The sequence below is a fragment of the Streptomyces sp. SX-6 genome (genome assembly GCF_059089585.1).
On record NZ_JBTHHU010000047.1, the window covers coordinates 1 to 26,697 of the forward strand.

26 protein-coding genes and 1 pseudogene are annotated in these 26,697 nt (G+C 69.4%); 6 read left to right on the plus strand and 21 right to left on the minus strand.

From position 1 onward, the window contains the following. Window positions 1-309: 309 nt before the first annotated feature. The 5 genes and pseudogenes from ACV530_RS33820 to ACV530_RS33840 all read right to left on the minus strand — a co-directional run bounded on the left by ACV530_RS33820 (window position 310) and on the right by ACV530_RS33840 (window position 4,823). Window positions 310-1,191, minus strand: coding sequence for an NAD(P)-dependent oxidoreductase (locus tag ACV530_RS33820; protein WP_494336529.1), 882 nt, complete (start codon window positions 1,189-1,191; stop codon window positions 310-312). 73 nt (window positions 1,192-1,264) lie between these two features. Further along, a pseudogene (locus ACV530_RS33825) lies at window positions 1,265-1,360 on the minus strand (heme-binding protein); the annotation flags it as partial. A 46-nt stretch (window positions 1,361-1,406) separates the two neighbouring features. Further along, window positions 1,407-2,531 carry an NADH:flavin oxidoreductase gene (locus tag ACV530_RS33830; RefSeq protein WP_494336530.1) on the minus strand — a complete coding sequence of 375 codons (1,125 nt, stop codon included), beginning with the start codon at window positions 2,529-2,531 and terminating at the stop codon, window positions 1,407-1,409. 82 nt (window positions 2,532-2,613) lie between these two features. After that, window positions 2,614-3,774, minus strand: coding sequence for a macrolide family glycosyltransferase (locus ACV530_RS33835; protein ID WP_494336531.1), 1,161 nt, complete (start codon window positions 3,772-3,774; stop codon window positions 2,614-2,616). Between the two features lie 86 nt (window positions 3,775-3,860). Continuing rightward, window positions 3,861-4,823, minus strand: coding sequence for a GDSL-type esterase/lipase family protein (locus ACV530_RS33840; RefSeq protein ID WP_494336532.1), 963 nt, complete (start codon window positions 4,821-4,823; stop codon window positions 3,861-3,863). Between the two features lie 188 nt (window positions 4,824-5,011). Between ACV530_RS33840 and ACV530_RS33845 the strand changes: the two genes are divergently transcribed. Genes ACV530_RS33845 through ACV530_RS33860 form a run of 4 tightly spaced genes read left to right on the plus strand, consistent with a single transcriptional unit; the run spans window position 5,012 to window position 8,511 of the window. Further along, a complete protein-coding gene (locus ACV530_RS33845; protein WP_494336533.1) occupies window positions 5,012-5,986 on the plus strand; it encodes a metal ABC transporter solute-binding protein, Zn/Mn family in 975 nt (324 codons plus the stop codon). Further along, a complete protein-coding gene (locus ACV530_RS33850; RefSeq protein ID WP_494336534.1) occupies window positions 5,983-6,807 on the plus strand; it encodes a metal ABC transporter ATP-binding protein in 825 nt (274 codons plus the stop codon). The genes ACV530_RS33845 and ACV530_RS33850 overlap by 4 nt, the downstream gene beginning before the upstream one ends. Next, window positions 6,794-7,690 carry a metal ABC transporter permease gene (locus tag ACV530_RS33855; RefSeq protein WP_494336535.1) on the plus strand — a complete coding sequence of 299 codons (897 nt, stop codon included), beginning with the start codon at window positions 6,794-6,796 and terminating at the stop codon, window positions 7,688-7,690. The genes ACV530_RS33850 and ACV530_RS33855 overlap by 14 nt, the downstream gene beginning before the upstream one ends. Then, complete coding sequence (locus ACV530_RS33860) at window positions 7,687-8,511, plus strand: metal ABC transporter permease (protein ID WP_494336536.1); 825 nt, start codon at window positions 7,687-7,689, stop codon at window positions 8,509-8,511. Before ACV530_RS33855 ends, ACV530_RS33860 begins: the two co-directional genes overlap by 4 nt. On the opposite strand, the gene ACV530_RS33865 is transcribed toward ACV530_RS33860, so the two are convergent. The 5 genes from ACV530_RS33865 to ACV530_RS33885 form a co-directional block, all read right to left on the minus strand. Further along, complete coding sequence (locus tag ACV530_RS33865) at window positions 8,480-9,655, minus strand: GTP-binding protein (RefSeq protein ID WP_494336537.1); 1,176 nt, start codon at window positions 9,653-9,655, stop codon at window positions 8,480-8,482. The genes ACV530_RS33860 and ACV530_RS33865 overlap by 32 nt on opposite strands. 5 nt (window positions 9,656-9,660) lie before the next feature. Further along, window positions 9,661-9,831, minus strand: coding sequence for a 50S ribosomal protein L32 (rpmF, locus tag ACV530_RS33870; protein WP_494336538.1), 171 nt, complete (start codon window positions 9,829-9,831; stop codon window positions 9,661-9,663). A 74-nt stretch (window positions 9,832-9,905) separates the two neighbouring features. Continuing rightward, a complete protein-coding gene (locus ACV530_RS33875; protein ID WP_494336539.1) occupies window positions 9,906-10,559 on the minus strand; it encodes a class I SAM-dependent methyltransferase in 654 nt (217 codons plus the stop codon). An 11-nt stretch (window positions 10,560-10,570) separates the two neighbouring features. Next, on the minus strand, window positions 10,571-11,488 hold the full coding sequence (locus ACV530_RS33880; RefSeq protein ID WP_494336540.1) for a replication-relaxation family protein: 918 nt from the start codon (window positions 11,486-11,488) through the stop codon (window positions 10,571-10,573). A 134-nt stretch (window positions 11,489-11,622) separates the two neighbouring features. Further along, window positions 11,623-13,350, minus strand: coding sequence for an MFS transporter (locus tag ACV530_RS33885; RefSeq protein WP_494336541.1), 1,728 nt, complete (start codon window positions 13,348-13,350; stop codon window positions 11,623-11,625). A 110-nt stretch (window positions 13,351-13,460) separates the two neighbouring features. Between ACV530_RS33885 and ACV530_RS33890 the strand changes: the two genes are divergently transcribed. Continuing rightward, complete coding sequence (locus ACV530_RS33890; protein WP_494336542.1) at window positions 13,461-14,222, plus strand: class I SAM-dependent methyltransferase; 762 nt, start codon at window positions 13,461-13,463, stop codon at window positions 14,220-14,222. Between the two features lie 79 nt (window positions 14,223-14,301). Here the strand turns inward: ACV530_RS33890 and ACV530_RS33895 are convergent, their stop codons facing one another. The 10 genes from ACV530_RS33895 to ACV530_RS33940 all read right to left on the minus strand — a co-directional run bounded on the left by ACV530_RS33895 (window position 14,302) and on the right by ACV530_RS33940 (window position 23,823). Beyond that, complete coding sequence (locus ACV530_RS33895) at window positions 14,302-15,300, minus strand: methyltransferase (protein WP_494336543.1); 999 nt, start codon at window positions 15,298-15,300, stop codon at window positions 14,302-14,304. A gap of 120 nt (window positions 15,301-15,420) precedes the next feature. Further along, window positions 15,421-16,650 (minus strand): cytochrome P450 family protein, encoded by a 1,230-nt coding sequence (locus ACV530_RS33900; protein ID WP_494336544.1) that lies wholly within the window; start codon window positions 16,648-16,650, stop codon window positions 15,421-15,423. 141 nt (window positions 16,651-16,791) lie between these two features. Then, a complete protein-coding gene (locus ACV530_RS33905; protein WP_494336545.1) occupies window positions 16,792-17,580 on the minus strand; it encodes a TetR/AcrR family transcriptional regulator C-terminal domain-containing protein in 789 nt (262 codons plus the stop codon). Window positions 17,581-17,631: 51 nt separating this feature from the next. Then, the gene (locus ACV530_RS33910; protein WP_494336546.1) at window positions 17,632-18,690 is read right to left on the minus strand and encodes an LLM class flavin-dependent oxidoreductase; all 1,059 of its coding nucleotides are present in this window, start codon (window positions 18,688-18,690) and stop codon (window positions 17,632-17,634) included. Window positions 18,691-18,718: 28 nt separating this feature from the next. Next, window positions 18,719-19,360, minus strand: a complete 642-nt coding sequence (locus ACV530_RS33915) for a hypothetical protein (protein ID WP_494336547.1) — start codon at window positions 19,358-19,360, stop codon at window positions 18,719-18,721. Between the two features lie 7 nt (window positions 19,361-19,367). Continuing rightward, window positions 19,368-20,189: a CPBP family intramembrane glutamic endopeptidase gene (locus ACV530_RS33920; RefSeq protein ID WP_494336548.1), complete on the minus strand. Its 822-nt coding sequence runs from the start codon at window positions 20,187-20,189 to the stop codon at window positions 19,368-19,370. Window positions 20,190-20,192: 3 nt separating this feature from the next. After that, window positions 20,193-21,563, minus strand: a complete 1,371-nt coding sequence (locus tag ACV530_RS33925) for a YcaO-like family protein (RefSeq protein ID WP_494336549.1) — start codon at window positions 21,561-21,563, stop codon at window positions 20,193-20,195. Further along, window positions 21,556-22,605, minus strand: coding sequence for a TOMM precursor leader peptide-binding protein (locus ACV530_RS33930; protein WP_494336550.1), 1,050 nt, complete (start codon window positions 22,603-22,605; stop codon window positions 21,556-21,558). The genes ACV530_RS33925 and ACV530_RS33930 overlap by 8 nt, the downstream gene beginning before the upstream one ends. A 47-nt stretch (window positions 22,606-22,652) precedes the next feature. Next, window positions 22,653-23,576 carry a SagB/ThcOx family dehydrogenase gene (locus ACV530_RS33935; protein WP_494336551.1) on the minus strand — a complete coding sequence of 308 codons (924 nt, stop codon included), beginning with the start codon at window positions 23,574-23,576 and terminating at the stop codon, window positions 22,653-22,655. Window positions 23,577-23,688: 112 nt separating this feature from the next. Beyond that, window positions 23,689-23,823 (minus strand): hypothetical protein, encoded by a 135-nt coding sequence (locus ACV530_RS33940; RefSeq protein ID WP_359365886.1) that lies wholly within the window; start codon window positions 23,821-23,823, stop codon window positions 23,689-23,691. Window positions 23,824-24,499: 676 nt separating this feature from the next. Here ACV530_RS33940 and ACV530_RS33945 point away from each other — a divergent pair. After that, window positions 24,500-25,594, plus strand: a complete 1,095-nt coding sequence (locus tag ACV530_RS33945) for an alpha/beta hydrolase (protein ID WP_494336552.1) — start codon at window positions 24,500-24,502, stop codon at window positions 25,592-25,594. A 22-nt stretch (window positions 25,595-25,616) separates the two neighbouring features. Here the strand turns inward: ACV530_RS33945 and ACV530_RS33950 are convergent, their stop codons facing one another. Beyond that, the gene (locus ACV530_RS33950) at window positions 25,617-26,624 is read right to left on the minus strand and encodes a GlxA family transcriptional regulator (RefSeq protein ID WP_494336553.1); all 1,008 of its coding nucleotides are present in this window, start codon (window positions 26,622-26,624) and stop codon (window positions 25,617-25,619) included. Window positions 26,625-26,697 lie beyond the last annotated feature (73 nt).

Below are 26,697 nucleotides of genomic sequence, written 5' to 3' on the forward strand. Positions count from 1 at the left end.
GGGTGTGCCTGTGCCCCGGTCCCGCCCTTTCTCCGTTTCCCGGGGCGCAGCCCCCGGACCCCGGTCCTGGGGCTGCGCCCCAGACCCCGCTGTCGCGGCTTCGCCGCTCGTCCTCAATCGCCGGACGGGCTTGATAGTGCCGGGCCGGGCTTGATTTTCAGCGCGGGCGCAACAATCCAGGGCGGCCCCGACATTCCAGCCCGTCCGGCGATTGAGGACAACCGCGCGGAGCGCGGTTCGGGGCCCGGGGGCTTCGCCCCCGGAGGAAACGGTGAAAGGGCGGGACCGGGGCACAACCCCCACACCCCCTCAGCCCACCCCACCCCGTACGAACTCCACGAGCCGCGCGAAGCTGTCCCCGCCGTGACCGGCCGCGATCGCCCGCCCCGCAAGCGCCGTGAAGAGTTCCGGCAGCCCGGTATCCGCACCGCGCAGCTCACTCGCGTGGGCGAGGATCTTCATCTGCATGTGGTGGAGATCCAGGGGGAGTTCACCATCCGCATACTGCCCCGCGTCGACCTGCCGTGCGTACGCGCTCATATGGAAACGCACGGTCTCCATCCACCGCTCCGCCACCTCCGTGTACCGCACTGCCGTCACACCCCCGCCGGGACCGTCCGCACCGACGAGCGCCACGCTGTGCAGCCAGCCGGTGAGCGAGGCCCACAACTGGCACAGCAGAGCCGTGTCGTACACGGAGGCCAGGCCCGCGTCGGCGCCCACGTACACCGGGTCGCCCAAGGCGGCGAGTATCCGCCGATGCCCCTCGAAGGCCGCCGCCGAACCGGCATAGAGCTGGAGGAACGTCCGGTTGCCGATGCCGGACGGAGTCGTGAGGACGATCCCGTCGAGGTAGGCGGCACCGCTGTCCTCGGCCCATGTGGCCAACTCCCGCGCACGCGGCGGCGATCCCGACGTGAGATTGACCAGCGTCCGGCCCGCGACCTCGCCGGCCAAGGGGTGGAGCACCTCCCGGACGGCGTCGTATGTCGACAGGCACACCACGGTCAACGGCCCCGCTGCCACCGCCTTACCGGCCGCCGCCGCCACCACGGCACCCTTGTCGGACAGCGGCTTCGTCTTCTCCGGCGTACGGTTCCACACCGTCGTCCGGTGTCCCGCGGCCACGAACGCTGCGGCCAGCGCCGAACCCATCTGCCCGAGGCCGAGAACGGTCACATCGGCGTCCATGATTCCCCCGAATCAGTCAACTGCGGCAGTAATGGCGTGGGTTGAGGCTTCCCGGATCGCCAACCGTCACGCATCACTTGCCGAGCGCGGCCACCCCGGCCCGGGCGAACTTCTCGTCGAGGTCGCCGCTGGGCGCACCGGCCACGCCGATGGCGGCGACACGAGAGCCGGTGCCGTCGCGGTGGCGAAGGAACAGCGCCTGCTGCCTTGAGCGGTCAGCTGAGCGTCTTCAACGCCTCCGGGCTGTACGGCCGCAGCTCCTCGAACCGGCCTCCCAGGACCTTCGCCGCCCACTCGGGGTCCTGGAGCAGGGAGCGGCCGACGGCGACCAGGTCGAACTCGTCGCGCTCCAGGCGGTCGAGGAGGTTGTCGATCCCCTCGACACCGGCGCGCTCTGCCGTGCGGCCGCTGAACTCGCCGTCGAGTCCGACCGAGCCGACGGTGATGGCGGTCCTGCCGGTGAGCTTCTTGGTCCAGCCCGCCAGGTTCAGGTCCGAACCCTCGAACTCCGGCTGCCAGTAGCGGCGGGTGGAGGCGTGGAAGGCGTCGACGCCGGCCGTGGCGAGCGGGGCCAGGATGGCCTCCAGCTCCTCCGGGCTTTCGGCGAGCCGCGCGTCGTAGACAGCCGCCTTCCACTGCGAGTAGCGGAAGATCACCGGGAATCCGGGCGAGACGGCTTCGCGGATCGCGGCCACGATCTCGGCCGCGAACTTCGTACGGGCCACGGGGTCGCCGCCGTAGGCGTCCGTACGGCGGTTGGTTCGCGCCCACAGGAACTGGTCGATGAGGTAGCCGTGGGCGCCGTGCAGTTCGACGCCGTCGAAGCCGGTGCGCTCGGCGGCCGCGGCGGCCTCGGCGAAGGCCCCGATGACGTCGTCGAGGTCGCTCCGGGTCATCGCCTTGCCCGTGCCCTCGGTGCCGTCGAGGCGGATGCCGGAGGGGCCGACGGCGGGGGCGTCGGGGAAGGGCTGGTCGCCCTGGTTGCGTGCCATGCCGATGTGCCACAGCTGCGGCACGATCGTGCCGCCCTCCGCGTGAACGGCCTCGGCGACCTTCGCCCACCCGGCCAGCTGCTCCTCGCCGTGGAACCGCGGCACCCGGTCGCTGTTCCCGGCCGACTCGTGCCCGACGTAGGTCCCCTCGGTGATGATCAGCCCCACGCCCGCGGCGGCGCGACGGGCGTAGTACGCCCGTACGTCCTCACCGGGGACACCGCCCGGGGAGAACATGCGCGTCATCGGCGCCATGGCGATCCGGTTGGGTACGGTCAGGCCGTTCAGTGCGACGGGCCGGGACAGTATCCCGGCCGCGCGGGATGCGGAGGATGCGGTGGCAGTCATGTGCAGCGTCAACCGCCCGGACGGTCAGGGCATTTCGCCCATGGAACGAGCCGTCCTGTGATCCCGGACACGTGGCGGGGTCTCAGCCCGCGACGGCCTCGACGACGTCGGCAGCCGCGCGGGCACCGCCGCAGGAGCGTACTTCGGCGCGCATGGCGGCCACCGCGGCGGCGATGCCCGGATCGGTGGTCACCAGCCGGACGGCCGTGGCCAGCGAGCGGGCGTCGGCCTGCGCGCCGGGCAGATGCACGCCGAGCCGGAGCCGCGCGAGCTGCTCGGCGTTGACGCGCTGCTCGGCGATGTACGGGACGGCGACCATGGGGACGCCGTGGTGCAGGGACTCGAGGAGGCCGCCCATCCCGGCGTGGGTGATGAACGCCGTCGCGGCGGCCAGCACATCGAGCTGGGGCACGGTCCTGTGGATCTCGACATGGCGGGGGAGGGGGCCGAGCTCCGCGGGGTCGACGTGCCATCCGAGCGCGATGACCGTGTGCCAGTCGTCGAGTTCGGCGGCCGCGGCCACACAGGATCGGTAGCAAGCCGTCTGCCAGGTGAAGACCGACCCGAGCGACACCAGGAGCACGGGGCGCCCTTCGGCGCCGGTGCTCTGCCAAGTGCCCTGGAAGGACGACCGGTCACCGATCACCGGGCCGACGAAGTGGTGCTCCAGGCTCAGCAGACCGGCGTGCAGCTGGAAGGACCTCGGTACGAAGACCACCTTCGGGCCCGGGCTGTGGACGAACTCCTCGACGGGCTGGCCCACGCCGCTCGCGTCCAGGAAGCGCTGGAATCGTGCGTGGCAGGGGAGCCGGCCCAGTCCGTCGAGCCCGAAGAAGGCCCGTTCCCAGCCGGGGAACGGGGCGTGCGTCGTGTGGAGTTCGACCGTGGGGAGACCGAGGGTGCGGGCCAGTGCCTTGCCCGCGAACGCGTACGCGTCGCACAGCACCACGTCCGGGCGGTCGGCCGCGCATGCCTCCGCCAGCGCGGGCAGCGCGGCCTCGGCCTGGCCGACGAACATCCCGACCCCGTCCGCCAGATGCCCCGTCGGCGGCCCATGGCCCCAGGGCGGCACGGGCAGGGCGACCGGCCGCGCACCGGCCGTAAGGACCTGCGGCGCGAATTCTCCGGCGACGGCATAGCTCACCCGGCAGCCTCTGGCCACGAGTTCGGCGACCAGACCGAGAGTCGGGTTCACATGGCCGTGCTCGGGTGCGTTCACCACGAGCACGTGGCGACCGTTCATGGCTGAAGTATGCGCTGGACAGAGCTACTTAAACCAATATAGGTCGACCATAGAGCGGCAGATCCGCTGAATCCCTAGCTCAATCCCTAGAAGGCCGACATAAGTTCGGACTCCGGGGACAGTGACATCAGGTGCTGGTGGAGCACTTGATGCCCTTCGGGACCGGGGTGCAGACCGTCGACGAGCAGATCGGCCCTGTCGCACAGCGGCTCCCACATGTCGAGGTGGTCGACATGGTTCCCGGCGCACCAGGCCCGTACGGACTCGCGCAGGGCCAGCGCCCGGGCCCGGGTGAACCGCAGGCCCTCGTAGTCGCCGGTGCGTGCTTCGTCGATCCACGTCGGTCCCATGACGACGAGCCGCGCGTTGTGGCGCTGGGCGGTGGCGGCCAGCGAGGCGAGGTTGTCCGCGATGTGCGCCGGCCTGTCGGAGTGGGTCAGCGGCAGGGCGGAGTCGTTGATGCCGGCGGCGACGAGGACGGTGTCGGGGTGGCGGGGGCCCAGGAGCGCGGGCGTTTGCTCGCTGACCTCGGCCAGGGTGCTGCCGGGAATGGCCAGGTTGAAGACCCGGTGCTCGGCCTCGTTCCGGGCGATGTGGTCAGCCGCCAGGCGGCCTGCCCATCCTCCCCGGGGATCGCAGCGCCCGTAGGCGATGCTGTCGCCCACGATCACGATGCGCGCCGCCGAGCGCAGCGGGTTCGCGTTCAGGTAGGCCCAGGCGCTCTCCCCGGAGGAGAGGAGCACCCGTCGGCGGACGTAGTCGTCCACCTCGTAGTCGTCGGCCGCGGCGAGGTCCTCGTCGGTGAGGTGCAGGACGGCACCCTCGACCTCGGCGCCGAACCTGCGCTCCAGGGTGAGGTGCACATCGAGGCCGCTGGTGGCGATCACGGACGGGTCGGTGATGGGCAGGGGCCTGGTCGCGTAACCGGCCAGCGCCGCCGCGGTGCTGGGCACGGGACCGCCGAAGAGCGCGGTCTGGACGCGCTCGTCCAGCAGCGTGCCGAAGGAGAACAGGGTGTGGGGGCGCGACTCGCTCACTGCGGGGGCCATGGCCTTTCTTCCGGATCGATCGGCCCACCCTAGCCAGGTGATCAGGACCGGCCCTTGGTCTGGCCCGGATGGTGGCATTCCAGTCAAAAGACGGCAATGGTTTTCATTTACCGTTGATATGAAAATCGTTTCCACTTACGTTCCGGGGTGAGCCCCAGCGTCATCGGCACCGCCCGAAGGAGCCCCCCATGCCCACCACCGCCACGTCCCGATTTCCGCGACCGGCCGCACGGACCGTCCTCGTCACCGCCGTGGCGGTGCTGACGGCTGTGACGGCCACGGCCTGCTCGACCTCGTCCTCGTCCTCGCCCTCCTCCTCATCCGACGCGAAGGCGAGCGGCGGCAAGAAGATCCAGGTGGTGGCCGCGGAGAACTTCTGGGGCAGCATCGCCGCCCAGCTCGGCGGCGACCACGCCCATGTCACCAGCATCATCACCAACCCCGACACCGACCCCCACGACTACGAGCCCAAGGCCGCCGACGCCCGTACCGTGGCCGGCGCCCAGTACGCGATCGTCAACGGCATCGGCTACGACGCCTGGGCCGACAAGCTCCTCGCCGGCAACCCCGCGAGCGGGCGTACCGAGTTGAAGGTCGGCGACGTCGTCGGCGTCAAGGAGGGCGGCAACCCGCACCGCTGGTACTCGCCGGAGAACGTCCACCAGGTCATCGAGAAGATCACCGAGGGCTACAAGAAGGCCGACCCCGCCGACGCCGCCTACTTCGACCGGCGGAAGGCCGCCTACGAGACCGAGGACCTGGCCTCGTACAGCAAGCTCATAGCGGAGATGAAGAGCAAGTACGCGGGCACGCCCATCGGCGCGTCGGAGTCCATCGTCACCCCGCTCGCCGAGGGGCTCGGGCTGAAGATGCTCACCCCCGAGAGCTTCCTCGACGCGATGAGCGAGGGCACGGACCCGACCGCCAAGGACAAGGCCGCCATCGACGACCAGATCAAGAACAAGAAGATCAAGGTCTACGTCTTCAACACCCAGAACTCCAACCCGGACGTGCAGGCCCAGGTCAAGGAGGCCAAGGACGCGGGCATCCCGGTGACCACCGTGACCGAGACCCTGGCCCCCGCGGGTGCCACCTTCCAGCAGTGGCAGACCGCCCAGCTCCAGGGCATCGAGCAGGCCCTGGCCAAGGCCACCGGGCGATGACCGGGGCCACCGGCGGCCCCGTGCTCGAGCTGCGCGACGCCGCGGTGCGTGTGGGCGGCCGCACCTTGTGGTCGGGCGTGAACCTCACTGTCGGGGCAGGGGAGTTCACGGCCGTCCTCGGTCCGAACGGCGTCGGGAAGTCCACCCTCGTCAAGGCGGTGCTCGGGGCGCACCCCCTCGCCGAGGGCGAGGTGCGTGTGCTGGGGACCCGTCCCGGCCGGGCCGGGTCCCGCGTGGGGTACCTGCCGCAGCGCCGCAGCTTCGACGCCTCGATGCGCATCCGCGGCATCGACGTGGTCCGCATGGGCCTGGACGGCGACCGCTGGGGGGTGCCCCTGCCCGTTCCCGGCCCCCGCCGCCGGGCCGCCCGTGAACGCGTGGCCGAGGTCGTCGAGTTGGTGGGGGCCACCGCCTACGCCCACCGGCCCATCGGCCAGTGCTCCGGCGGTGAACAGCAGCGGCTCCTCATCGCCCAGGCCCTCGTCCGACGCCCGCGACTGCTGTTGCTGGACGAGCCGTTGGACAGCCTCGACCTGTCCCACCAGGGCGGGGTGGCCGCGTTGACCGGACGCATCTGTCACCAGGAGGGCGTGGCCGTGGTCATGGTGGCCCACGACGTCAACCCGATACTGCACCACCTGGACCGGGTCGTGTACCTCGCCCACGGCGGCTCCGCCACCGGCTCCCCACAAGAAGTGATCACCTCCGAGACCCTGACAGGCCTGTACGACACGCCGGTCGAGGTGCTGCGGGCCTCCGACGGGCGGCTGGTCGTGGTGGGACGGCCCGAATCCACCGGGGGCGGCCATGGCACCGGCTGATCCGCTCCGGTCGTGGAACCTGATCGCCGACGTGCGGGCGATGTGGGCGTACCCGTTCATGGTCAACGCCTTCCGCGCGGGCGCGATCGTGTCCGTGGTCTCCGCGGTCGTCGGATGGTTCGTGGTGCTGCGGCGGCAGACGTTCGCCGCGCACACCGTCTCCACCGTCGCGTTCCCGGGCGCCGCCGGGGCCGTGCTCCTCGGAGTCGGCGCGGTCTACGGCTACTTCACGCTCTGCCTCGCCGCGGCCCTGGTCATCGCGGCGTTGCGCGGCACCGGCGACGACCGTGAGGAATCCGCGCTGACCGGAACCGTCCAGGCCTTCCTCCTCGCCTGCGGATATCTCTTCGTCGCCCTCTACAAGGGACTGCTGGAGGGGCCGCAGACGATCCTCTTCGGCACGTTCCTCGGCATCACCGCCACCCAGGTGACCGTCCTGCTCGGCGTGGGCATCGCCGTGCTCGCGGCAATGGCGCTCATCGGCCGGCCGCTGCTGTTCGCCTCCGTCGACCCGCGGGCCGCCGCCGGGCGCGGAGTCCCGGTGCGGGCGCTGTCCGTCGCGTTCCTCGTACTGCTCGGGGCGGCGACCGCCGAGGCGAGCCAGATCACGGGCACGCTGCTGGTGTTCGCCCTGATGGTGATCCCCGCCGCCACCGCGCAGATTCTCACCGCCCGCCCGGCGGCGAGTCTGCCGCTGGCCGTGGCGCTGGCCCTCGCGGCCACCTGGTCGGGACTGGTCGCCGCGTACTACTCGCCCTATCCGCTGGGATTCTTCGTGACCTCGTTCGCCTTCGCCGGATACGTCCTCGCCCTGGGAGGACGTGCGCTGCGCGCGGCCTTGCAAGGCCGCCGGGCCCTGCCGGCCGGGGAGGCCGCCGGATGACCGCACTGTCGCATCCCTTCTTCCAACACGCCTTCCTTGCCGGGACGTTGATCGCGGCCGCGTGCGGCATGGTCGGCTACTTCCTCGTGCTGCGCGCCCAGGTCTTCACCGCCGACGCGCTCAGCCATGTCGCGTTCACCGGTGCCATGGCCGCGCTCGCCATCGGCTACGACCTGCGGCTGGGGCTGTTCGCCGCGACGATCGGCATCGCGCTGCTCTTCGGCGCGCTCGGCCGCCGGGCCCGGCCGGACGACGTCGTCATAGGGAGCGTCTTCTCCTGGGTGCTCGGCCTGGGCGCGTTCTTCGTCACCCTCTACACCACCTCCCGCAGTACGGCCGACGGCACCGCGGGCATCAGCGTCCTGTTCGGCTCGATCTTCGGTATCTCCGCTGCGCACGCGGCCACCGCCGCCCTGCTCGCCGCAGGTGTCTGCCTGGTGATGCTGATCGCCGCCCGCCCGCTGTTGTTCGCCACGGTGGACGAAGCCGTGGCCGCGGCCCGTGGTGTGCCGGTCCGGCTGCTCGGCCACGGCTTCCTCGCCGTGGCCGGGGCCAGTGCCGCCGAGGCCACCCAGGCGGTCGGCTCCCTGCTGCTGCTCGGCCTGCTCGCCGCACCCGCCGGAGCCGCGATCCGGCTCACCGGCCGCCCGTACCGGGCGCTCGCCCTCTCCGCCGGCCTGGCGGTGGCGGAGATGTGGGCGGGACTGTTCGCCTCGTACGCGGTGCCGACGATGCCGCCGAGCTTCGCCATCATGGCCGCCGCCACCGCCGTCTACGCCGCCACCTTCCTCATACGGCGCCCTGTCCCGCGTACCGGCTGAAGGCCGGGCGGACGTCGTCCGGACCGTGGACGTCCCAGGCGGGGAAGGGGTCGGCCCATGACGTCCGTGCCTCGTCCGGCCGTACGAGGCAGGCGGACAGGGCCCGGTGCAGTGCCTCGGGGCGCAACCCGGTGCCGATGAAGGCGAGTTCCTGGGCCTGCGCGTCGTGCTCGCGAACGCCCGCGGGTTCGAACCGGGCCACGGATCCGGCCTGCGACCAGAGCCCGGTCACCCGGTCACGCCCGGCCAGCCGGAAGAACCCCTTGGAGCGCAGCACTTGGCCGTAGGCTCCCGAGTCGAGCTCCTCGGTGACGAACGTCCACAGCCGCTCGGGATGGAAGGCCCGCTCGGCACGGAAGACCGTCGAGGAGATGCCGTACTCCTCGGTCTCGGGGGTGTGGTCGCCGTTGAGCTCCCTGACCCAGCCGGGCGCCTGCTGGGCGCGGTCGAGGTCGAAGAGGCCGGTGCCGAGGATCGCCGACGGGTCCACCCGGCCGTGCTCGGCCGGCACGACGCGGGCGGCCGGATTGAGACGGGCGAGTGCCGCCCGCAGCCGGGCGGCATCCGCCTCGCCCACCAGGTCGAGCTTGTTGAGCACGATGACGTCGGCGAACTCGACCTGGTCCATGAGGAGATCGCTCACCGTCCGCTCGTCGTCCTCGTACTGGTCGAGACCGCGCTCCACCAGGCCGTCGCCGCCCGCCAGTTCGGGGAGGAAGTTCGCGGCGTCGACGACGGTGACCATGGTGTCGAGCCGGGCGAGGTCGCCGAGTGTCGCGCCGTCGTCCCGGGGGAAGGCGAAGGTGGCGGCGACGGGCATGGGCTCGGAGATACCGCTGGACTCGATGAGCAGGTGGTCGAAGCGGCCTTCGCGGGCCAGCCGGTCCACTTCCTCGAGGAGATCGTCCCGCAGGGTGCAGCAGATGCAGCCGTTGGTCATCTCGACCAGGCGCTCCTCGGTCCGGGACAGCGCGCCCTGCCCGCCCCGCACCAGCGCGGCGTCGATGTTGATCTCGCTCATGTCGTTGACGATCACGGCGGCGCGCAGCCCGTCGCGGTTGGCGAGGACGTGGTTGAGCAGGGTCGTCTTGCCCGCCCCGAGGAAGCCGGAGAGGACGGTCACCGGCAGCCGGTGATCAGTCATGGCCGTCAGCCCTCCGGGCGCAGCAGCCCGCGCTCGTACGCCTTCACCAGCCGCTGCGGCACCAGGTACACGGAGCCGTCGACGGTGATCGGGACCAGCCGGGGCGTGCTCGCCTTCCACTGGGCGCGGCGGTGGCGGGTGTTGGAGCGGGACATCTTCCGCTTGGGCACGGCCATGGGAACGGGACCTCCGGTGTCGGTGCGTGCCGCCACGCTACATGAAAACGGAAACCGTTACCACGTAGAGGTGGTCACTGCTGTCGCATGAGCAGGTGGCCCCGGCGGAACCGTTCCCCCTCGAGGGGCTCGCGCAGCATCCGGCCGACTTCGGCGAAACCGGCCTCGCGGGCCAGCGCGGCGAGGTCGTCGAGCGGCCATCGGTAGGCCGTCGTCACCTTGTGGTCGAAGGCCGTCACCGGCCCGCCCTCGGATTCGAAGAAGGCGAGCAGGAGGTGTCCTCCCGGGGCCAGTACGCGCGCGAACTCGGCGAAGTACGAGGCCATTTCCTCCGGTGGGGTGTGGATGACCGAGTACCAGGAGACGATGCCGCCCAGTTCGCCGTCGGCCAGGTCCAGGGCGTCCATGGAGCCGACCTCGAACCGCAGGTCCGGGTATGCCTCGCGGGCCAGGTCGATCATCACCGGCGACAGGTCGACGCCGAAGACGTCGAGGCCCAGGTCCCGCAGGTGTGCCGTCACGTATCCGGGGCCGCAGCCCAGCTCGGCGACGGGCCCGCCCTCCGCGGCCCGTACGGAATCGGCGAAGGCGGCGAGGAAGGTGCGGTCCAGCGGGAGGACGCCGAGTGAGTCGCGGACGAGACCGGCATATCGGACGGCGACGCCGTCGTAGGCGTCCGCTGTGGCACGGAGGAAGGGGGAGGAGAGAGAGGAGGAGAGGTCGGTCATGGGGGGCGAGCCTAGACCTCGCGCCCCGGTCCGTCGGGTGCGGGGTGGCAGCTCCCCAACGCCAGGTGGAGCGGCTCCCATTCGGCATGCCCGTATCGCCACCAGGCCGGCCCTGACGGGCCGTGGGTCTGTAATCGCTCCAGCGTGGTGGCCAGGATCGGTATGGCATCACTGCGGTCGTAGTGCCAGTAGGCACGGCTCAGGCGGCGCACTGCTTCCATCCTCTGCCGAAGACCTCTGGGGCCGACGCCCGTGAACACAAGAGCCACCGGCGGATGTCCCCGGTGTTCTTCCTGCCCGGAAATGCCCCATCGGGTCTGCCACATGGGAATGTCCCGGCCGTCGGTGTCCTGCACCTTGCGACGGAAGAACCGCCGGTACTTGTCGAATTTCGCGGCTATCACGGCTGTGGTCTCGGTGCCGCAGTCGACCTCCACCAGCAGCAGTGGCAGTCCGGCCTCAGGAGCCTGGAGAACCGCGTCGGCACGTGGACTGCCCGCGCCGGCCTTGCTCCACGGCCCGCTCACGGGAAGGCCGACCTCGGTCGCCCATGAAGAGAGAGAACCGAAAGCGACGATCGTCTCGTTCACCGCCATCGCATGCGCCGCACCATGGCGGGCGGCACCGCGGGCGATGCCGCCCATCTCCTCCATGCTCCTGCCGAGGGAGGAGGCCGCGGACTCAAGGCCCAACGGCGTCAACCCCCATAGCTTGTGGCCATGGGACGTGTTGCCTTCCGAGAGCGTCAGGCCGTGCCTCTGGAGGTCCAGTGCGGCATTCCGATGCGACTTGTTGCTTTTCGCCTCCGGGCGCGTCAAGCGTCGGATCTGATCTGCGGTGGCGACTTTGAGTACGCCCAGGACACACAGCACATCCTGTCGCAGACCGGCGCTCGAGCCGTACGGATATAACCGTCGCTTCCCACTCACGTGAACATCCAGAACATCCAGAACATCCAGGAACGTTGCGGGAGAGGCCCCGCTCTCGCGCGACTCGCGGGGGATAGGTAGTCAGCGCGAGAGCGGGGGGTATGGGTGTGGGCGTGAATCTCGCGTTCGCAGGGCTACCCGATGATCACGGCGTCCTGGGACTTCTCCTCGAAATCGCTGAGATCCCTGCCCCGGACTCTGGGCAGAGCGAACACCAGAAGGAGACATCCTCCGAACAGAGCGGTCTGAAGGACGAGGGTTTGCTGTGCCGCCCGGGCGAAGTCGGCGTGCAGCGACCGTTGTGCCGCCTCCTGCATGATCTTCTGCACCTTGGAAGCGTTGGAAGAGTTCGGCTGGTGCGGCTGCCGGCAACTGGCCGGGAGGGCGTTCGGGTCAGCCGCGCCCGCCCGGTCGTGGAAGCAGGTCCGGTACGCGTCGACGATGCGCTCAGAGGTGTTGCGGTCGATGTGTACGGCTGCCAGTTCCGTACGGATCCGGGGCAGTTGGTCGGCCGTGACGGAGTTGGCCTGAGAGCCGAGCAGCCCGAAGAAGAACGCGCCCACGATGGCCACCCCTATGGAGCTGCCGACCTGTTGCGCTGTCGTCAGCGTGCCGGACGCCGAACCCGCTTCCGCGACAGGGATCTTGGCCAGGATCAGGTTGACCAGCGGCGTGACGGTGAGCCCGAATCCCAGACCCGCGACGACCAGCGGGGCCAGCATGTGCTGGGTGTGCAGGTCGCTGCCCCACCGGTGCACGACCCAGGCGAGTCCGAGGGTGCCGAGGATGAGGACGGTCAGGCCGATCTGCAGGATCAGCCGCCCCAGCTTGGGCGCGAGGGCGATGGAAGCGCCGGATCCGAGTCCCGCGCCCAGCGCGTAGGGGACGAGCGCGACGCCGGCCTCCAGTGCCGTGTAGGAGAGCCCCGACTGCAGATAGACGCTGAAGATGAGGAAGAACGGCAGGAACGCCCCGTAGAAGATGACGATCAGCAAGAGGCCGCTGGTGAATCCCCGGCTGCGGAACAGGCTCATGCGGATGAGAGGCGTACGCCCGGTCCGGGCCCGGCGCCACTCGTACGCGCCGAAGAGGAGCAACACCACCGCGCCCGCCGCCATCATGGCGAAGAGGTAGCCGGGCCAGCCCAGTTCGCGGCCTTGCACCATGGGAAAGACGAGCAGCGCGAGTCCTGTGGTCACCAGCACGACGCCCGGCAGGTCAAGCCGCCCGGCGTCCTCGGCACGCGATTCGGGGATGAACCACGCTGCCAGCGCGATGGCGATGATGCCCACGGGGATGTTGACCAGGAAGATGGGCCGCCATGCCCAGCCGAACAGGTCCGCCTGGATGAGCAGTCCGCCCACGAGAGGGCCGGTGATGGCGGCCAGCCCGATCACGCCGCCCAGGACCCCGAGCGCCATCCCCCGTCGCTCCGGGGGAAACGTGACCTGGATGACGGAGTACACCTGGGGATACATCAGCGCCGCCGACAGCCCCTGGACCACTCTCGCCGCGATGAGCATGTCGGCGCTGCCGGCGGTCCCGCACAGGAGGGAGGCGACGGTGAAGCCCGCCATGCCGATGATGAACATGCGCTTGCGTCCGACACGGTCGCCCAACTTGCCGCCGGTCACCAGCAGTACGGCGAATGCCAGCGTGTAGCCCGCCAGGACCCACTGGACCTGGGTGTAGCTGGCGTCCAGTCCCTTCTGGATGGACGCGACGGCGACGTTCACGATGCTCACGTCCACGAGTTGCATGAACGCCGCGGCTAAGACGATCAGCAGGACGAGCCAGGGGTGACGGGGCCCCGGCGCTCTCGCCGCCACCTGCTGCTTCAGCTTCTCATCGACCTCGAGCACGACCCCTCCGAGTGACCGCAGTGCATCTGGCGCATGGCAACCTACCAAAGTTAGGCTTCACCTATCAACGTTAGGCTCTATCTACTGTTGTTAGTGATGGGAGATGGTCCGTGGCAAGTGGGATCAACCAGGGACAGACGGGGCGGCGAGGGGAGTACGGCTTCGACGCCCCCTACGTACTGCTCGGCCTGAGCGGTGGAGCCGTGGCGTCGGTGGCGCTGGGGATCGTGACGGCCTCGGCGGCCGAAGGGGCGGTGGCCTGGCTGCTGTTCGCGTTGGCGGCGGTATTGCTCGCCGCCGCCGTCCTGTACGTGCACGCCACGCGCCGCGGGAAGTTCCGGGTGTGGGAAGAGCTTCTGGACGAGCTGGGCCTGCAGGGGAACGAGCGGCTTCTGGATCTCGGGTGCGGGCGCGGTGCCGTCTTACTGGCGGCGGCCCGGCGCTTACCGCAGGGGCGGGCCGTGGGTGTCGACCTGTGGCGGAGCGTCGACCAGTCGGGCAACGCCCAGAACACCACTCTGCGCAACGCGCGGGCCGAGGGTGTCGGAGAGCGGGTCGATCTGCACACGGGTGACCTGCGGCATCTGCCGTTCGGCGACGGCGAGTTCGACGTCGTGCTGTCGAGTCTGGCCATCCACAACATCAAGGACGCGGAGGAGCGGCGTCAGGCCGTCGCCGAAGCGGTACGCGTGCTTCGCCCCGGAGGACGACTGGTGCTCGCCGACATCGGCAGCTCCCCAGTCCTGTACGAACGCGCCCTGGGCACGCTGCCGGTCACCGAGGCCGGCATCCGCCCGGCGGGCTGGCGCATGTGGTGGGGCGGCCCGTGGTGGGGGACCCGCGTGGTGACCGCGACGCGTGCGGCTCGCTGAGTTCTTGCGACGTGGCGCTCCCGTGCCGTCGAGGGAGGTGTGCGAAGTCCCAACCCGTCGGCACGGGAGCCCCGTTGGCTCAGGCAGCCTCCGCTTCCAGAAGCCACTGAGGGTGCAGCACCTCGCGAGCGGAGGTGAGCCGGAAGCCCGACTGGTCCAGCAGGGTTCGCCATTCCTCCAGGGAGTGCTCCCGGCCGCCGTTGTTCACCATGACCTCGATGTCCATGAGCTTGCTCCAGTCGAACCCGTTGCCCTGCTGCACGACGCCCTCCACGATCAGCAACCGCTGTTCGGGACGCGTCATCTCCGTACGGATGCGACGCAGTGTCCGGAGGACCAGGTCGGGGCTCAGGCAGTGCAAGGTGTTCTTCAGGAAGTAGGCGTCGGCGCCGGCCGGCACGTCTTCGGGGAGCCACCCGGATACGGTTCGCAGCCTTTCCTCGACCGCGGGGTCGGCCCCTTGGGGGATCTCGCCGGAGTGGGAGAGATCCATGAGGATGCCCCTCAGCCCGGGCTGTGCCGCGAGAAGGATCCGCAGGGCAGTGCCGTCGCCCCCGCCGAGGTCGGCGATCGTGGCGAAGCGGGAGAAGTCGTACGCGGCGGTGAGCGCTCGCATCACGCCTTCGGTGAGCGAGGACCACGCGCCGTGGTACGTGCGGGCGAGTTCGCCGTCCTCGGCGAGATGGGCGTACATGCTCCGGCCGTGCACCACGTCGAACGCCGGGGCGTCCTGTCCCATCACGTCCATGATGCGGCCGAACGGAGCCCACATGGGCGCCTCGCCCAGGAGCACCGTGAAGTCGCGCAGGCTCATCTGCGCGTCGGTACACAGGTGTTCGGCCGCGTCGGTGAGGGCCCAGTGGTCCTGCTCCGTCTCGCGGAACACGCCGACCGACGCCGCCGCCCTCAGGCAGCGTCGCAAGGGATCGGGGCGAACCCCGAGGCGGTCGGCGAGTGTCGCGGTGCTGAGCTCCTCCTTCGCGAGGTGATCGGCGACCCCGAGCTTCGCCAGCACATAGACCGGCTGCGCGATCCACTTGGCGGCCGCTATGCCCATCAGGCGCAGATGCGGGGGCAATTGCTCCGCGGCCGACGGAAGAGGCGGCGGAAAGGCCTGCGGAAAAGGCGGGGGAGAATCGGATGGCTTCGTCGTCATTGCGATGTCCCTTGTCGTGCGGTCACTTGGGGGCCGGCTGGTTCACCGGCGCCGGTCCTCGCCGAGCGTGACGGGAAGATGGCACGGCCCGCGCATGATCAGGTTGTGGCGCCATTCGAGGTCTTCGTACGGGACGTCCAACGCCAGGTCGGGGAACCGCGTGAGCAGGGCGGAGAGCAGTGTCCGGACTTCCAGCCGGCCCAGGGCCGCGCCGAGACAGTGGTGGGGACCGTGTCCGAAGGCGAGGTGCGGGATGTTCTGGCGGTGGATGTCGAGATCGTCGGGCGCCGCGAACTTCTCGGGGTCGCGGTTCGCCGCGGCGAGGACGACGAGGACCGGGTCACCGGTCTGCAGGCGATGTCCGCCCAGCTCGAGGGGTTCTGTGGCGAAGCGCCAGCTGCCGACCTTGATCGACCCTTCCCAGCGCAGCAGTTCTTCGACCGCACCGTCGAGGAGATCGGGGCGGGAGCGGAGTTCGGCGGCGGTGTCCGGGCGGCTGAGCAGCACGGCTATCGCGTTCGTCATGAGGTACGCGCTGCTCTCGTGCCCCGCGAAGAACAACTGGTAGACCAGCGAGAGGGTTTCCGCGGTCGTGAGGGTTCCGGCGGCCCTCGCCTCGATGAGCATGGCCAGCAAGCTCTCCGCCGGCACCTCGCCGGGGCTGTCGAGCAGGCCGTTGAAGTAGCCGGTGAGCTCGGCGATGACCTGCCCGAACCCGGCGTCTTCCTCGGCCTGGCCCTGCACCACTCTGTTCGCCAGGTCCGTCAGCAGTTCCCGGCCCGGCTCCGGCACGCCCATGAGGCGGGCGAGCACGCTGATCGTGAAGGGCACGACCAGGTCACCGGTCAGGTCGGCGTGTCCGGGCGCGGGCAGGTCGTTCAGCAGGTCATGGGCGATGGTCTCGACCTCGGGGGCCATGGCCTGGAAGCGGCGAGCCGTGAGGGCCCGCGACATCACACGTCTCATGCGGGTGTGATCGGCCCCGTCGACGGCGAGGAGGTGCTGACCGAAGAAGGACTGCTTCTCCTCTGTGTAACCAGCCATGATCGCTTTGCGCGCGTCCGGCATGGCATGACGTGCTTCGAGGCTGATGGCCGGGTGGGTGAGTGCCTCCCGGACCAGGCCGTGACCGACCACCAGCCACGCCTCGAGGCCGGGGCGCAGGGTCATGCGGTGCATGCCGCCCTGGTCCAGCAGGGCACGGTAGGCGGGGTAGGGATCGACGGTGTGCTGTTCGGCGAACGGCTGCGGTAGGGCGGTCTTGGGTGTCACAGAAACCTCCCGGAACGGGCATGGGCCGATGCGTCTGCGCAAGGTGACGCAGGGGTGGGAGACGGAAATGCCTCAATCGGCGAGTGCGAAAAAAAGAGGAGAGGGGGGTGACGGTTGCGGGGACCCGGGGATCCGTACTGCCTACGCCTGGCCGGGGGACAGGCTGGGGTGCTGGACGAAGCCGTCGAGCAGGCAGGTCAGGCCGAACGTGAAACGCTCGTCCATTCCGGGACGGGTCAGCGCATCCGCGAGCGCGTGGGCATGGGGGAACTCGTCGGGATCGAGGTCGTCGAGTTCCGCCCGCATCTCGTCGAGATACTGCCGCGGTTCCACTCCGCGTGCCACGGCGGCCGACAGCGGGGAGGTTTCCCAGAGCACGAAGCCGTGGACGAACACGAGAGTGGTGTAGAAGCCGTACGCGGCGGCCTGGTCGTCGACTCCGGCTTCCCGGAACCAGCCCAGTTGTTCGTCGAGGTGACGCAACAGGCTCGGGCCCATGACGAACTTGTTGGTCAGGATGCGGGCAGCGTCCCGGCGGCTGAGCAGGTAGCGGCGGAAACCACGCGCGAACTGGAACAGATGCGCACGCCACTCCTCCCCCTCGGCCGTCGGGACGTCTTCGGCCCACTGTTCCGGAACGAAGCCCGCGAAGAGCGCCTCGGCGAGGAGGTCGATGAGATCGAGCTTGTCCTTGACGTGCCAGTAGAGCGATGCGGCCTGGATGCCGAGTTCGTCCGCGAGCTTTCGCATGGTGAGGGAATCCAGACCCTCGCGCTCGATCACCTGAAAAGCGGCCTCGGCGACGTTCTCCAGCGTCAGGGGAGCACGGGGCGTTCGGGTGGCCGCTTTCTTGTGCGGCCGGAGTTTCCGCCCTGGCGGGAGCTGGCCGGGAGCAGGCAAGACGACCTCTCCATCCATCCGTGCCAGCATGTGGTCGCACCCTACCTGAGCCGGAGCCCGCGCGAGAAGGGAAAGCATGGGTCAGCCCAGTCTCGGCAGCACTTCGGAGTGGAACATCCGCAGGTTGCGGCTCATGACCGCCGCGCTCGGGCTGCCGTAGTCGATCTGCAGCAGCAAGGTGTCCAGGGTCAGGGCGTCGGTCAGCTCGTGAATCTTCTCGGTCACGGTGTCCGGGCCGCCGATCACCGCGGTGGAGGTGCTGCGCAGGTCTTCTTCGGTCAGCGACCGGAATGTCGTGCCGGCATTGGAGTATCCCGGGTACGCGGAGGACTGCACTCCGTCCCAGGAAGCAGCTGCTTCTCCCCAGACGTCGAGGTAGGACCCCAGCAGCGGCTCGGCCGTCGCGTACGCCTCGGCGTCGTTGTCCGCCACCATCAGCGGAATGGACAGCGCGATGCGCGGCTGCCGGCCGGGGTGGTATTCCTGATGGGTCTCGATGTACACCCGCAACATGTCCTGCATGTGCGGCAGTTCGCCCTTGCGCGGCGGTGAGGCGATGAGCAGTCCGAAACCCTTCTCCCCGATCCAGGCGAAGCTCTGGCGTGAGCGCACCGCCGCCACCCATACAGGAGGGTGCGGGTGCTGGGTGACGGCGGGAAGCGAGTGCGCGTCCTGGTAGCGGAAGAAGGGCGTGTCCTCGGACGCCTCCTTCTGGGTCCACAACCGCAGGACGGCCTCGATGGTCGCGGTGAAGCGTTCACGGCTCTCGTCCAGGGGGATGCCGAGGGCGTCGAACTCGTACGGGAGCCAGGCCCGGGCGAACCCGACGTCCAGTCGGCCGTCGCTGATCGCGTCCACCATCGCCGCGTGGGCGGCCAGTTGTATCGGGTGGTGGAAGGAGGCCTGGATGCCGCCCGTCATGAGCCGGATCCGCCGCGTCTGCGCCGCCACGGCGGTGAGGAAGGTCAGCGGGTTCGGACAGTAGCCTCCGTAGTCCTTCAGGTAGTGCTCGGTCATCTTGACGTAGTCGAAGCCGAGTTCGTCCGCGAGCCGGGATACCTCCAGTACGTCCTGGTAGTAGCGGGTCGGAGAGGTCTGTTCGGGCCGGCAGTCCGGAAGCAGTGAGATGCCGAATTTCATGGATTCTCCACATTCATAGGTTGTGTGCTCACGCCAGCGTGACCAGGAGAAAGGCGAAGTGGGCCGCGATGAGCGGCGGTAGCGCGGCGGAGGACCAGTAGAGCCAGGAGTGCGCGACACCGAGCACCAAGGCCAGAACCACGGCGTCGGCTGCGGCCCTGCGTGAGCGAAGGGGGAGGAGAGCGAGAGACGTGACCGCGCCCAGGACGACTGCGGCAAGGGCGCCCCAGCCGGCCGCGCGAGCACTGTCCACGAGCGTGGCGCGTACTGCCTCGGTCACCACGGCACTCACGGCCGCGGTCAGCCATGTCGCTCGGGTGGCACCTGGCGAGGGCCGGAACGCGGAGAGGACCGGGCCGTCGGCCAGGGGGAGCCAGATGCGCTGCGAAACCTGCACGCGCTCGAGAACGCTCACGCTCACCGTGCTCAGCAGGCCGGCCAGCGCCGCCTCCCCGACCCCGAGCAGAGCGCCGGGAGGAATCAGCGCGAGCTCGTCCGTACCCCCGAGCGAGGGCACCGACCACGTCACGAGGAGCACCACGGGCAGCGGCAGGAACAGGAGCAGCGGACGCCGCCACGGGCGGCCACCACCTTGCGGCAGGAACCTGCCGCACACGACGACGGCTGCCACGGCCGTCCCGGCACGCACGGCCCAGGGGAGGACGGTCACGACCACCTCACCCTCTTCCCGTGGTGCCGAGGGCACGTTGGTAGCGCCAGTAGTTCCAGTTGAACAGGACGTGGCCCACCACGGCGGCGGCGATGCCACCGGTGATCAGCACCGTCGCCATGGCGAGGAGGGACAGCGGCAGCTTGGCGAGCACCTGGGGCCAGCCGAACGGCAAATGGGAGAGGCAGAAGGCGGCCACGGCGAGCACGCCGAGTACCGTGCCCGCGACTGCCGGGGCCTCCAGAGCCATACGGCCGAGCACACCCCGGAAGACGACCTCTTCCAACACCGCGCCGGCCAGGAGGACTTCCAGGCCGACACGGGTCTCCCGGTCCCGCTCGCGTGCCGTCCAGCGGTTGCCCCGCGTCTCCGTCGACGCGGTGGTGCTCGGACGGACGCTCTGGGCCGCCGCGCCACGGGCGGCGAGCCCCACCGGCCGGGAGGCTCGGGCAGCGAGCCCCACCGGCCGGGCGGCATTGCCGCGGGCCGGTGCCGGGCCCGGCTGCCTCGGCACCGGCCGAGCCGCAGCAGCGCGTGCTCGTGCGACGAACGCGCGGCTGATCTTCCGGTCCGCGTACAGGGCGACCTGTCCCAGGGCGAGTCCCAGCGGAACTCCCGCGGCCAGCCCCGGCCATGAACCGTCGTGGAAGACGCCGATGCCGAACAACACCGTGCCGACGATGACGAGAAGGCCCAGGATCACCAGATAGACATGGAGAGTGGACAGCGCAGGCCAGCGGTCCTCCAGCCAGCGGCCGTGTACTCGGGTGGCCAGCGGCATCGGGGCCAGTGCCCACACCGCCAGCGCGACGACCAGATAGTGGTGCATGGCTCACGGGTAGGGGTGCGGAAGCCGGTTGGTGAAGCCGCCGTACGCGGCGAACCGGGGATGGGCACCTGGCGGGGCGCTCGGCAACGGAAGGCTCAGCGTGTCCGGGGACCAGACACGCATCACGGAGAAGCCGAGCTCACGGATGTCCACCGAGGTGAAGTCGGCACCGTAGAGCCGCTTGCCGCTCTCCCGGAAAGCACCGACCAAGGTGCGCGCCACGTCGCGTGCGGGACGGTCGTCGTCCGGGGGCAGGTCACCGGCGCGGGCGGTGGTGTGCCGCGCGAACCGCTCCTCGACCGTCTCGGCTCCCTCGGTGCCCGCGTAGTAGGCGACGTTCTGATCGAGGTCGAAAATGGCGTCCAGCCGTTCCCGCAGCGGCACTTGTGCACCCGTGCCGAGCTGGTCCTCCACCGCAGACCAGCCCGCGAGGGTCTGGACACCGACAGTCTCCAGGAGCGCCCTGTACATCGAGCGCACCAGCGAGGGGCCGCTGCCGAGGCCCACGCTCACCGCCGGGATGACCCCGGCGGGCTTGCGCAGGATGCACGCCACGTTGAAGCCCGGCAGGTCGGGGCTGGGCAGCAGGTGGAATTCCGGCTCGATACCGCCGCCGAGCCTCTGGGTGATCAGGTCCTGCAACAGAGCGGTGCGCGCATCGGGTTCGATCAGCACACTCTCCGTCGCGCTGTGCCAGTGGCCCACCGCGGCATCCACCTGGACGATTTCGTGCAGCGCGGACAGGAACGCCGGCTCCGGCGCGGTGTGGGCGGCAGTGCCGGTGGTCACCGCGGGCAGGGTCCACGGCTCCTCCGGGCCCGGCAGATGCCCGAGCAGGAAGTGATGAGCGGGTACGTAGTCGTCCCTCTCGTCGAGCAATGAGGGGACCTTCACCCACCCCGTGGGCACGGCGGGATCGAAAGCCTGGAAGGGGAACCCTTCGGCGGCCAGCTGTTCGGGCAGGAACAGCCGGAAGACATCTTGGTCGACCACGGATTCGCCCCGGGAGACCAGATCCTGGTAGGAGGCATGGACGACCGGGAACCGTCCCTCGACACAGGCGGTGAACCCCGCGTATCGCTCCAGGGTCTCGCCGAGAATCCTGATCCGCGCCTCGAACGGCACCGTGCCGTACCCGCCGATGTGGTAGGCGCCGGGCTTCGCCGCCTCACGGTCGAACCATTGGTGGACGCCCGTGAGTTCAGCCCCCTCCACGAACAGCCGGGGGTAGGAAGGCGCCTTGTTGAGGCTTCCGGAGGACGTCATGATCCCGCACAGAGCGCTCTGCATCCGGCGGTGGATCACCTCGGCCCGGGCGTCCTCATCTCCCAGGACCCGTACGGCAGTTCCGTGAAAGCCGGTCGTCTCACTCATTGACCCACGTCCTGGCGTCGAAGTACAGGTTGCTGTCGTCGCGCCCGGCCAGCGGGGAGCAGCCGCGGCAGCCGGGCAGCTGCAGTACGTCGCTCCAGGCGATTTCCATCGTGGGGACGTAGATGCCCAGGACCTTGCCCACGCTGAACGTGCTTCCGGCGGCGAGGAAGTTGACGGCTTCCAGGGCCGTGTGGCCGACGAGTGTCGTGCGCAGTGCGCTGAGCATCGCCGGCTCACCGGTCTTGACCTGGCCGGCCGCCAGTGCCTGCTTGTAGCGCTGGTAGGAGGCGCTCTCGCGTATGTTCATCGCGACGCGGGTCTCGAAGCACTCGTAGCACGCCGAGCGTCCGGGCACCACGGTCGGACCGACGAAGAGGAACGGGCCGTCGACCGCGGCGGGCAGCCAGGGGATGCCGAGTTGCTGGACGACACGGTTGATCATCTGGCTCTTGAACGGGTTCACCACCGCGTCGACGGTCAGCAGAACGGACCCGCGCAGTTCTTCCACCCGCTGTGTCAGCTCGGCCAGTTTGAGGCCGTCGTGGAGGGCCTCGGGACCGGCCTCGGCCAGCGCACGGACAACAGGGCTCTGCGGAGCCAGTACCTCGGCCTTGACGTTCCCGGCGTCCGAGACCGCTGCCGCCAGTTGATCGGCCAGGACGGGGTCGCCGAGTACGGACACCCGCTCGTACGCCGGCGCACCGTGGTCGGCGACACGGAGCGGGCCCAGTGTGTCGAGGTAGGCGTCCAGCGCACTGCGCGGTTCCCACTCCAGGGCGTCCAGCGTGGCCAAATGGTCGACGACGGCCTCGACTTCGGCCCGCGGCACCCCCAGACGAGCCGCCAGTTCCCGGTTCGACACCGAACCGTCGAGACCTTGGACGACGGACAGGAGCTTTCCGGTGCCGCGGTCATCGGTGAGGGTGAAGGAACGGTGGTTCCAGACACCGGTCCGGATTTCCACCACATCCGGGCTGTGACCGATCACGGAGTAAGACCGCTTGAGGCGGGGCTCATTGGAGTTCTTGTGTTCAGCAGGCATAAAAGGATCCTCGTTCGAGCATCCGAGGGCGTGCCTCGGATACGGCCTCAGTGAAGCGCATGTCCTACCGCGATGAGGTGGACAGCCGTGCGGAAAAGTCCGTCGAGGCCCAATGCGCTGTCCATGTCGTCGTCGTAGAAGCTGGAACTGTCGAGACTTCCCAGGCCGAGTCCGGTGGCTGCCAGGTGGATGTTCTGGCTGATGCCTCCGGCCTCATGGAAGACGAATCGCATGCCACGGGGGCCGTATTTGCGCATGGACCGCCAGGGCTGGGCGACGAGCAGGAGAAAGGCGCCGGCGCGGTGCATGTCGACGCCACCGCCCGCCATGCCCGCCGCCGTCGCGGCGGCCAGCGCGTCCGGGCCACTGTGCGCGGCGAGCGCGTCCTCATGCGGCAGATACCGGTAGACACCGGGCGCCAGATCCGGCACGGACCGTGCTCCGAGCCACACTTCCACGGGGTACAGGCCGCCACCGCTGGGCACCGTACGCAGCCGGAGCGTCGCCTGGTTACCGGACTCCAGATCGGCGTCGACCTCGGCGGTCTCGGAGTTGGCGTAGCGCAGCACGGTGGCGAGATCGTCGAGGTCGACGGGGGTGTCCGCGAAGTCACGGATGCTGCGGCGGCCGGCGACGGCATCCCCGAGGGTGGCTTCCGGTTCGCGCCCTTGCGGCAGCGCGACGCGTGGCGCCTCGGGTGCCTCCTTGCCCACCTGGGAGAGGGCAACCGCTACCGGATCGGTGAAGTAATGCGCAACGGACAGTTGCGTGTCCCGGTCGTAGCGTCGATTACGGCTGGCCAGCAGGAACTCTTCGGCGACGCGCGGAAGGGGAGCCTGCCCCAGATTGTCGAACCGTGCCTCGTGCGTCCGGAGGCCCAGCGCCCCGAAACTGGTGGCCAGACTGCGGCATTCGGTGGTGACCAGCGCCTGCCGAGCTTCGTCCAGCGCTATCGGCTGACTCTCCGTCATGACAGTGCAGATTCCTCACTTGTGGTAGCGGCACTGAGGCTGGGGCGGCCGGGCCCGTTCGGGACCGACCGCCCCAACTCATGCATGGAATTCGGTGTCCATGCTTCCTGAATTACCGGCGCGCGATGGCGGCGGTGCAGCAGGATGCGCCGGGGACCAGAACGGCCTCGGTGCGGTTGGCGTCGGAGAGCGCCACCTGCTGGGTCTGGTTCCGGTGCTCGGCGGTAACCGTGGAACGGAGCTGCATATTCTTCACCTCCCTCCTTTGTCCGACTTAGCAGCCTTGAGGGCGGGGTGCCCAACTCTCCAGGGATGACTGGCGAGTTGGATGCGCATCCCGACCTCTCGCCTCGAACGGGCGATCGACTGCGGAGATCATCTAACGTCCGCCGTTAGGGAAGGTCAACGCCTTCTCGTCTCGATGACCCATGCGACGCCGGATGGAGGGAACGCGCACCAACCAGTTGGTTTGGATCTCTCACCAGCCCGTTCCGAGGGGTCGGGTGAAGGATGCGGAACGACGGAGCAGTGATCCACGTCACGAGGGCGGTACTTGCGTCGGCACCGCGAGGCCGGAGGTGTGTCGGCAAATGCCGCTGGCCGAACGGGAGTCGGTTGTGGCAGCGTGTCGTAGCGGCAGGGCAAGATGCGCCATCTGGCTTGTTCCATGCGAGAGGGCTGCCGCCATGTAGGCGGCGCCGCCTGCGCGTTGGGCCCTGAGTGGCACGGGCCTTGTCGCTCATCGGTGTGACTACCGGTACAGGCCACGGTAGTTGGCCTCGTCCGAGCGGCAGAAACAGCCACTGAACTGCGCAAACACCCGGAGCTGGCTCAGCATGCCCGGTAGTGGGCATGGCGGGGGCGCGGAAGGCCGGTGGTGTGCGGATCCGGCCTCAGCTGCCAAATCCTAGGAAGGATCTACGGTGACCATATTCTCCTCACCTGCGGACAATCCGCTCCAGAAGTGGCGCGTGACGATGAAGGGTGCTGTCGTTGCCTCGGCCGCTCTTCTGGTCGTTGGATCGAGCGGCGGCGGCCTGGCGTTTGCCGAGAACAAGCGCGAAGCCGCCTCATGCGGCGATGTGGGCATTTCTGTGACGCTGCCCGACATGGGTGCCCAGACAATTGGAGGAACTCTCTGCACTCCCAAGGGTGGAGCGCGCACACTGCAGATTCTCCTCAGCGGAGTCACTTACGATCGAAATTATTGGACCCTGCGCTCGGCTCCGGGAAAGTCGTCCTACGTGGAGGAGGCGACTGCGAGTGGATACGCCACATTGGCACTCGACCGAATCGGGACGGGAAGCAGCGGACATCCCTCTGCCGAAAGCGTGGGGCTGAAGACCAACGTGGACGCGCTCCACGAGGTGGTCAAGTCCGTTCGGGCCGGGAAGGTCGGCGGCAGAGCCTACTCGCACGTCATCAGCGTCGGGCACTCGTTCGGGTCGAGTGTGGCCATGGCGGAGGCGGACCGGGAGGAGGACGTCGACGGGGTCATCGCCTCCGAGTTCCTGCACGCCATCGGGCCCCGGATCGGGGATTTCGGCAAGAGCCTCTATCCGGCCGCGCAGGATCCCGTGACCTCGCACTTCAACCCCCCTCAGGATTACCTGACGACACAGCCGGGAGCTCGCAGCGACCTGTTCTACAACAAGGCGGATGCCGCCCCTGAGACCCAGAAGGCGGACGAGTCCACAAAGTCGACCGAGACGTCGGCGGAAGGCCGTGATATCGCAGCCGTCCAGAGCAGTCCGGAAACCACCCGGGGAGTCAAGGTCCCGGTCCTCTTGGCTGTGGGGGAGAACGACGAACTCCTGTGCGGCGGGCAACTCAAGTGCGACAGCTCCGCGAACGTGCAGAATTTCGAAAAAGGGTTTTATGGCAGTGCCGCCGAGCTGAAAACGTTCGTGCTGCCTCACGCCGGTCACGCAATCAACCTCCACCGGAATTCCGAGCTCTGGTTCCGGGAGGCGTCGGAGTGGGTTTCCCGCGTCGCCGGCCAGAAGCATGGTGGTTGATCCAACAGCCGGGGAGTCAGGGTCAGTTGGCGGCGTCGACCGGCTGACGGCCGGCCGGATCGTGGCCCCGGCCCTGGAAGGTACGGCGGTACGCGGCGGGTGAGACGCCGATCGCGGCGGCCAGGTGCTGGCGCAGCGAGGAGGCGCTGCCGAACCCGGCCTGCTCGGCGACCCGGTCCACCGGCAGATCGCTGGACTCCAGCAGCCTGCGGGCGAGTTGGAGCCGCTGGACGGTGAGCCACTGGCCGGGGGTCTGGCCGGTCTCGGCGAGGAAGCGACGGCTGAAGGTGCGCACGCTCATGCCCGCCCGGTCGGCCAACTGGGCGAGTTTGATGGGCTGATGGAGCTGCCGGAGGGCCCACTCGCGGGCCCCGGCGGTGTCGCTGCCGGTCACCTCGGGGACGGGCCGGGCGATGTACTGGGCCTGTCCGCCGTCGCGCCATGGCGGGACGACGCACACTCGGGCGACCTGGTTGGCGATCTCGCTCCCGTGGTCGCGGCGGATCAGGTACAGGCAGAGGTCCATCCCGGCGGCGGCGCCGGCCGAGGTGAGTACGTCGTCGTCGTCCACGTAGAGCACGTCGGGATCGAGCGGGGTCCGCGGGTACAGCTCGCGGAAGCGCTCGGTGTGTCCCCAGTGCGTGGTGGCGGGCCGGCCGTCGAGCAGCCCGGCGGCGGCGAGGACGAAGGACGCCGTGCAGATCGACACCAGGCGGGCACCGGGCCGGAGCCGGTCCAGAGCGGCGGCGACCGGCTCGGGGAGCGGGTCGCTGCCGCTGATCGGGTCGTCGATGGCCGCCACGATCAGGGTGTCTGCGGTGGCGATCACGCTCGCGTCGTGCTCGACGGCGATCGAGAAGTCCTCGCTGGTGCGCACCGGCCGGCCGTCCGGGGTGCAGGTGAGCACCTCGTAGAGCCGGCCGCCGTCCGGGCTGCGGGCGAGCCCGAAGGCCTTGCCGGGGATGCCGAGCTCGAAGGGGACGACGCCGGGGAGGGCGAGGACGACGACGCGGTGCTTGGCCTGCTGCATGGCCAGATTCTCTCACTTGTTGGCAATCTGGCCACTCGTTTCGGTTGCCGGGCGGAGCCAGGCTGTTGATCGA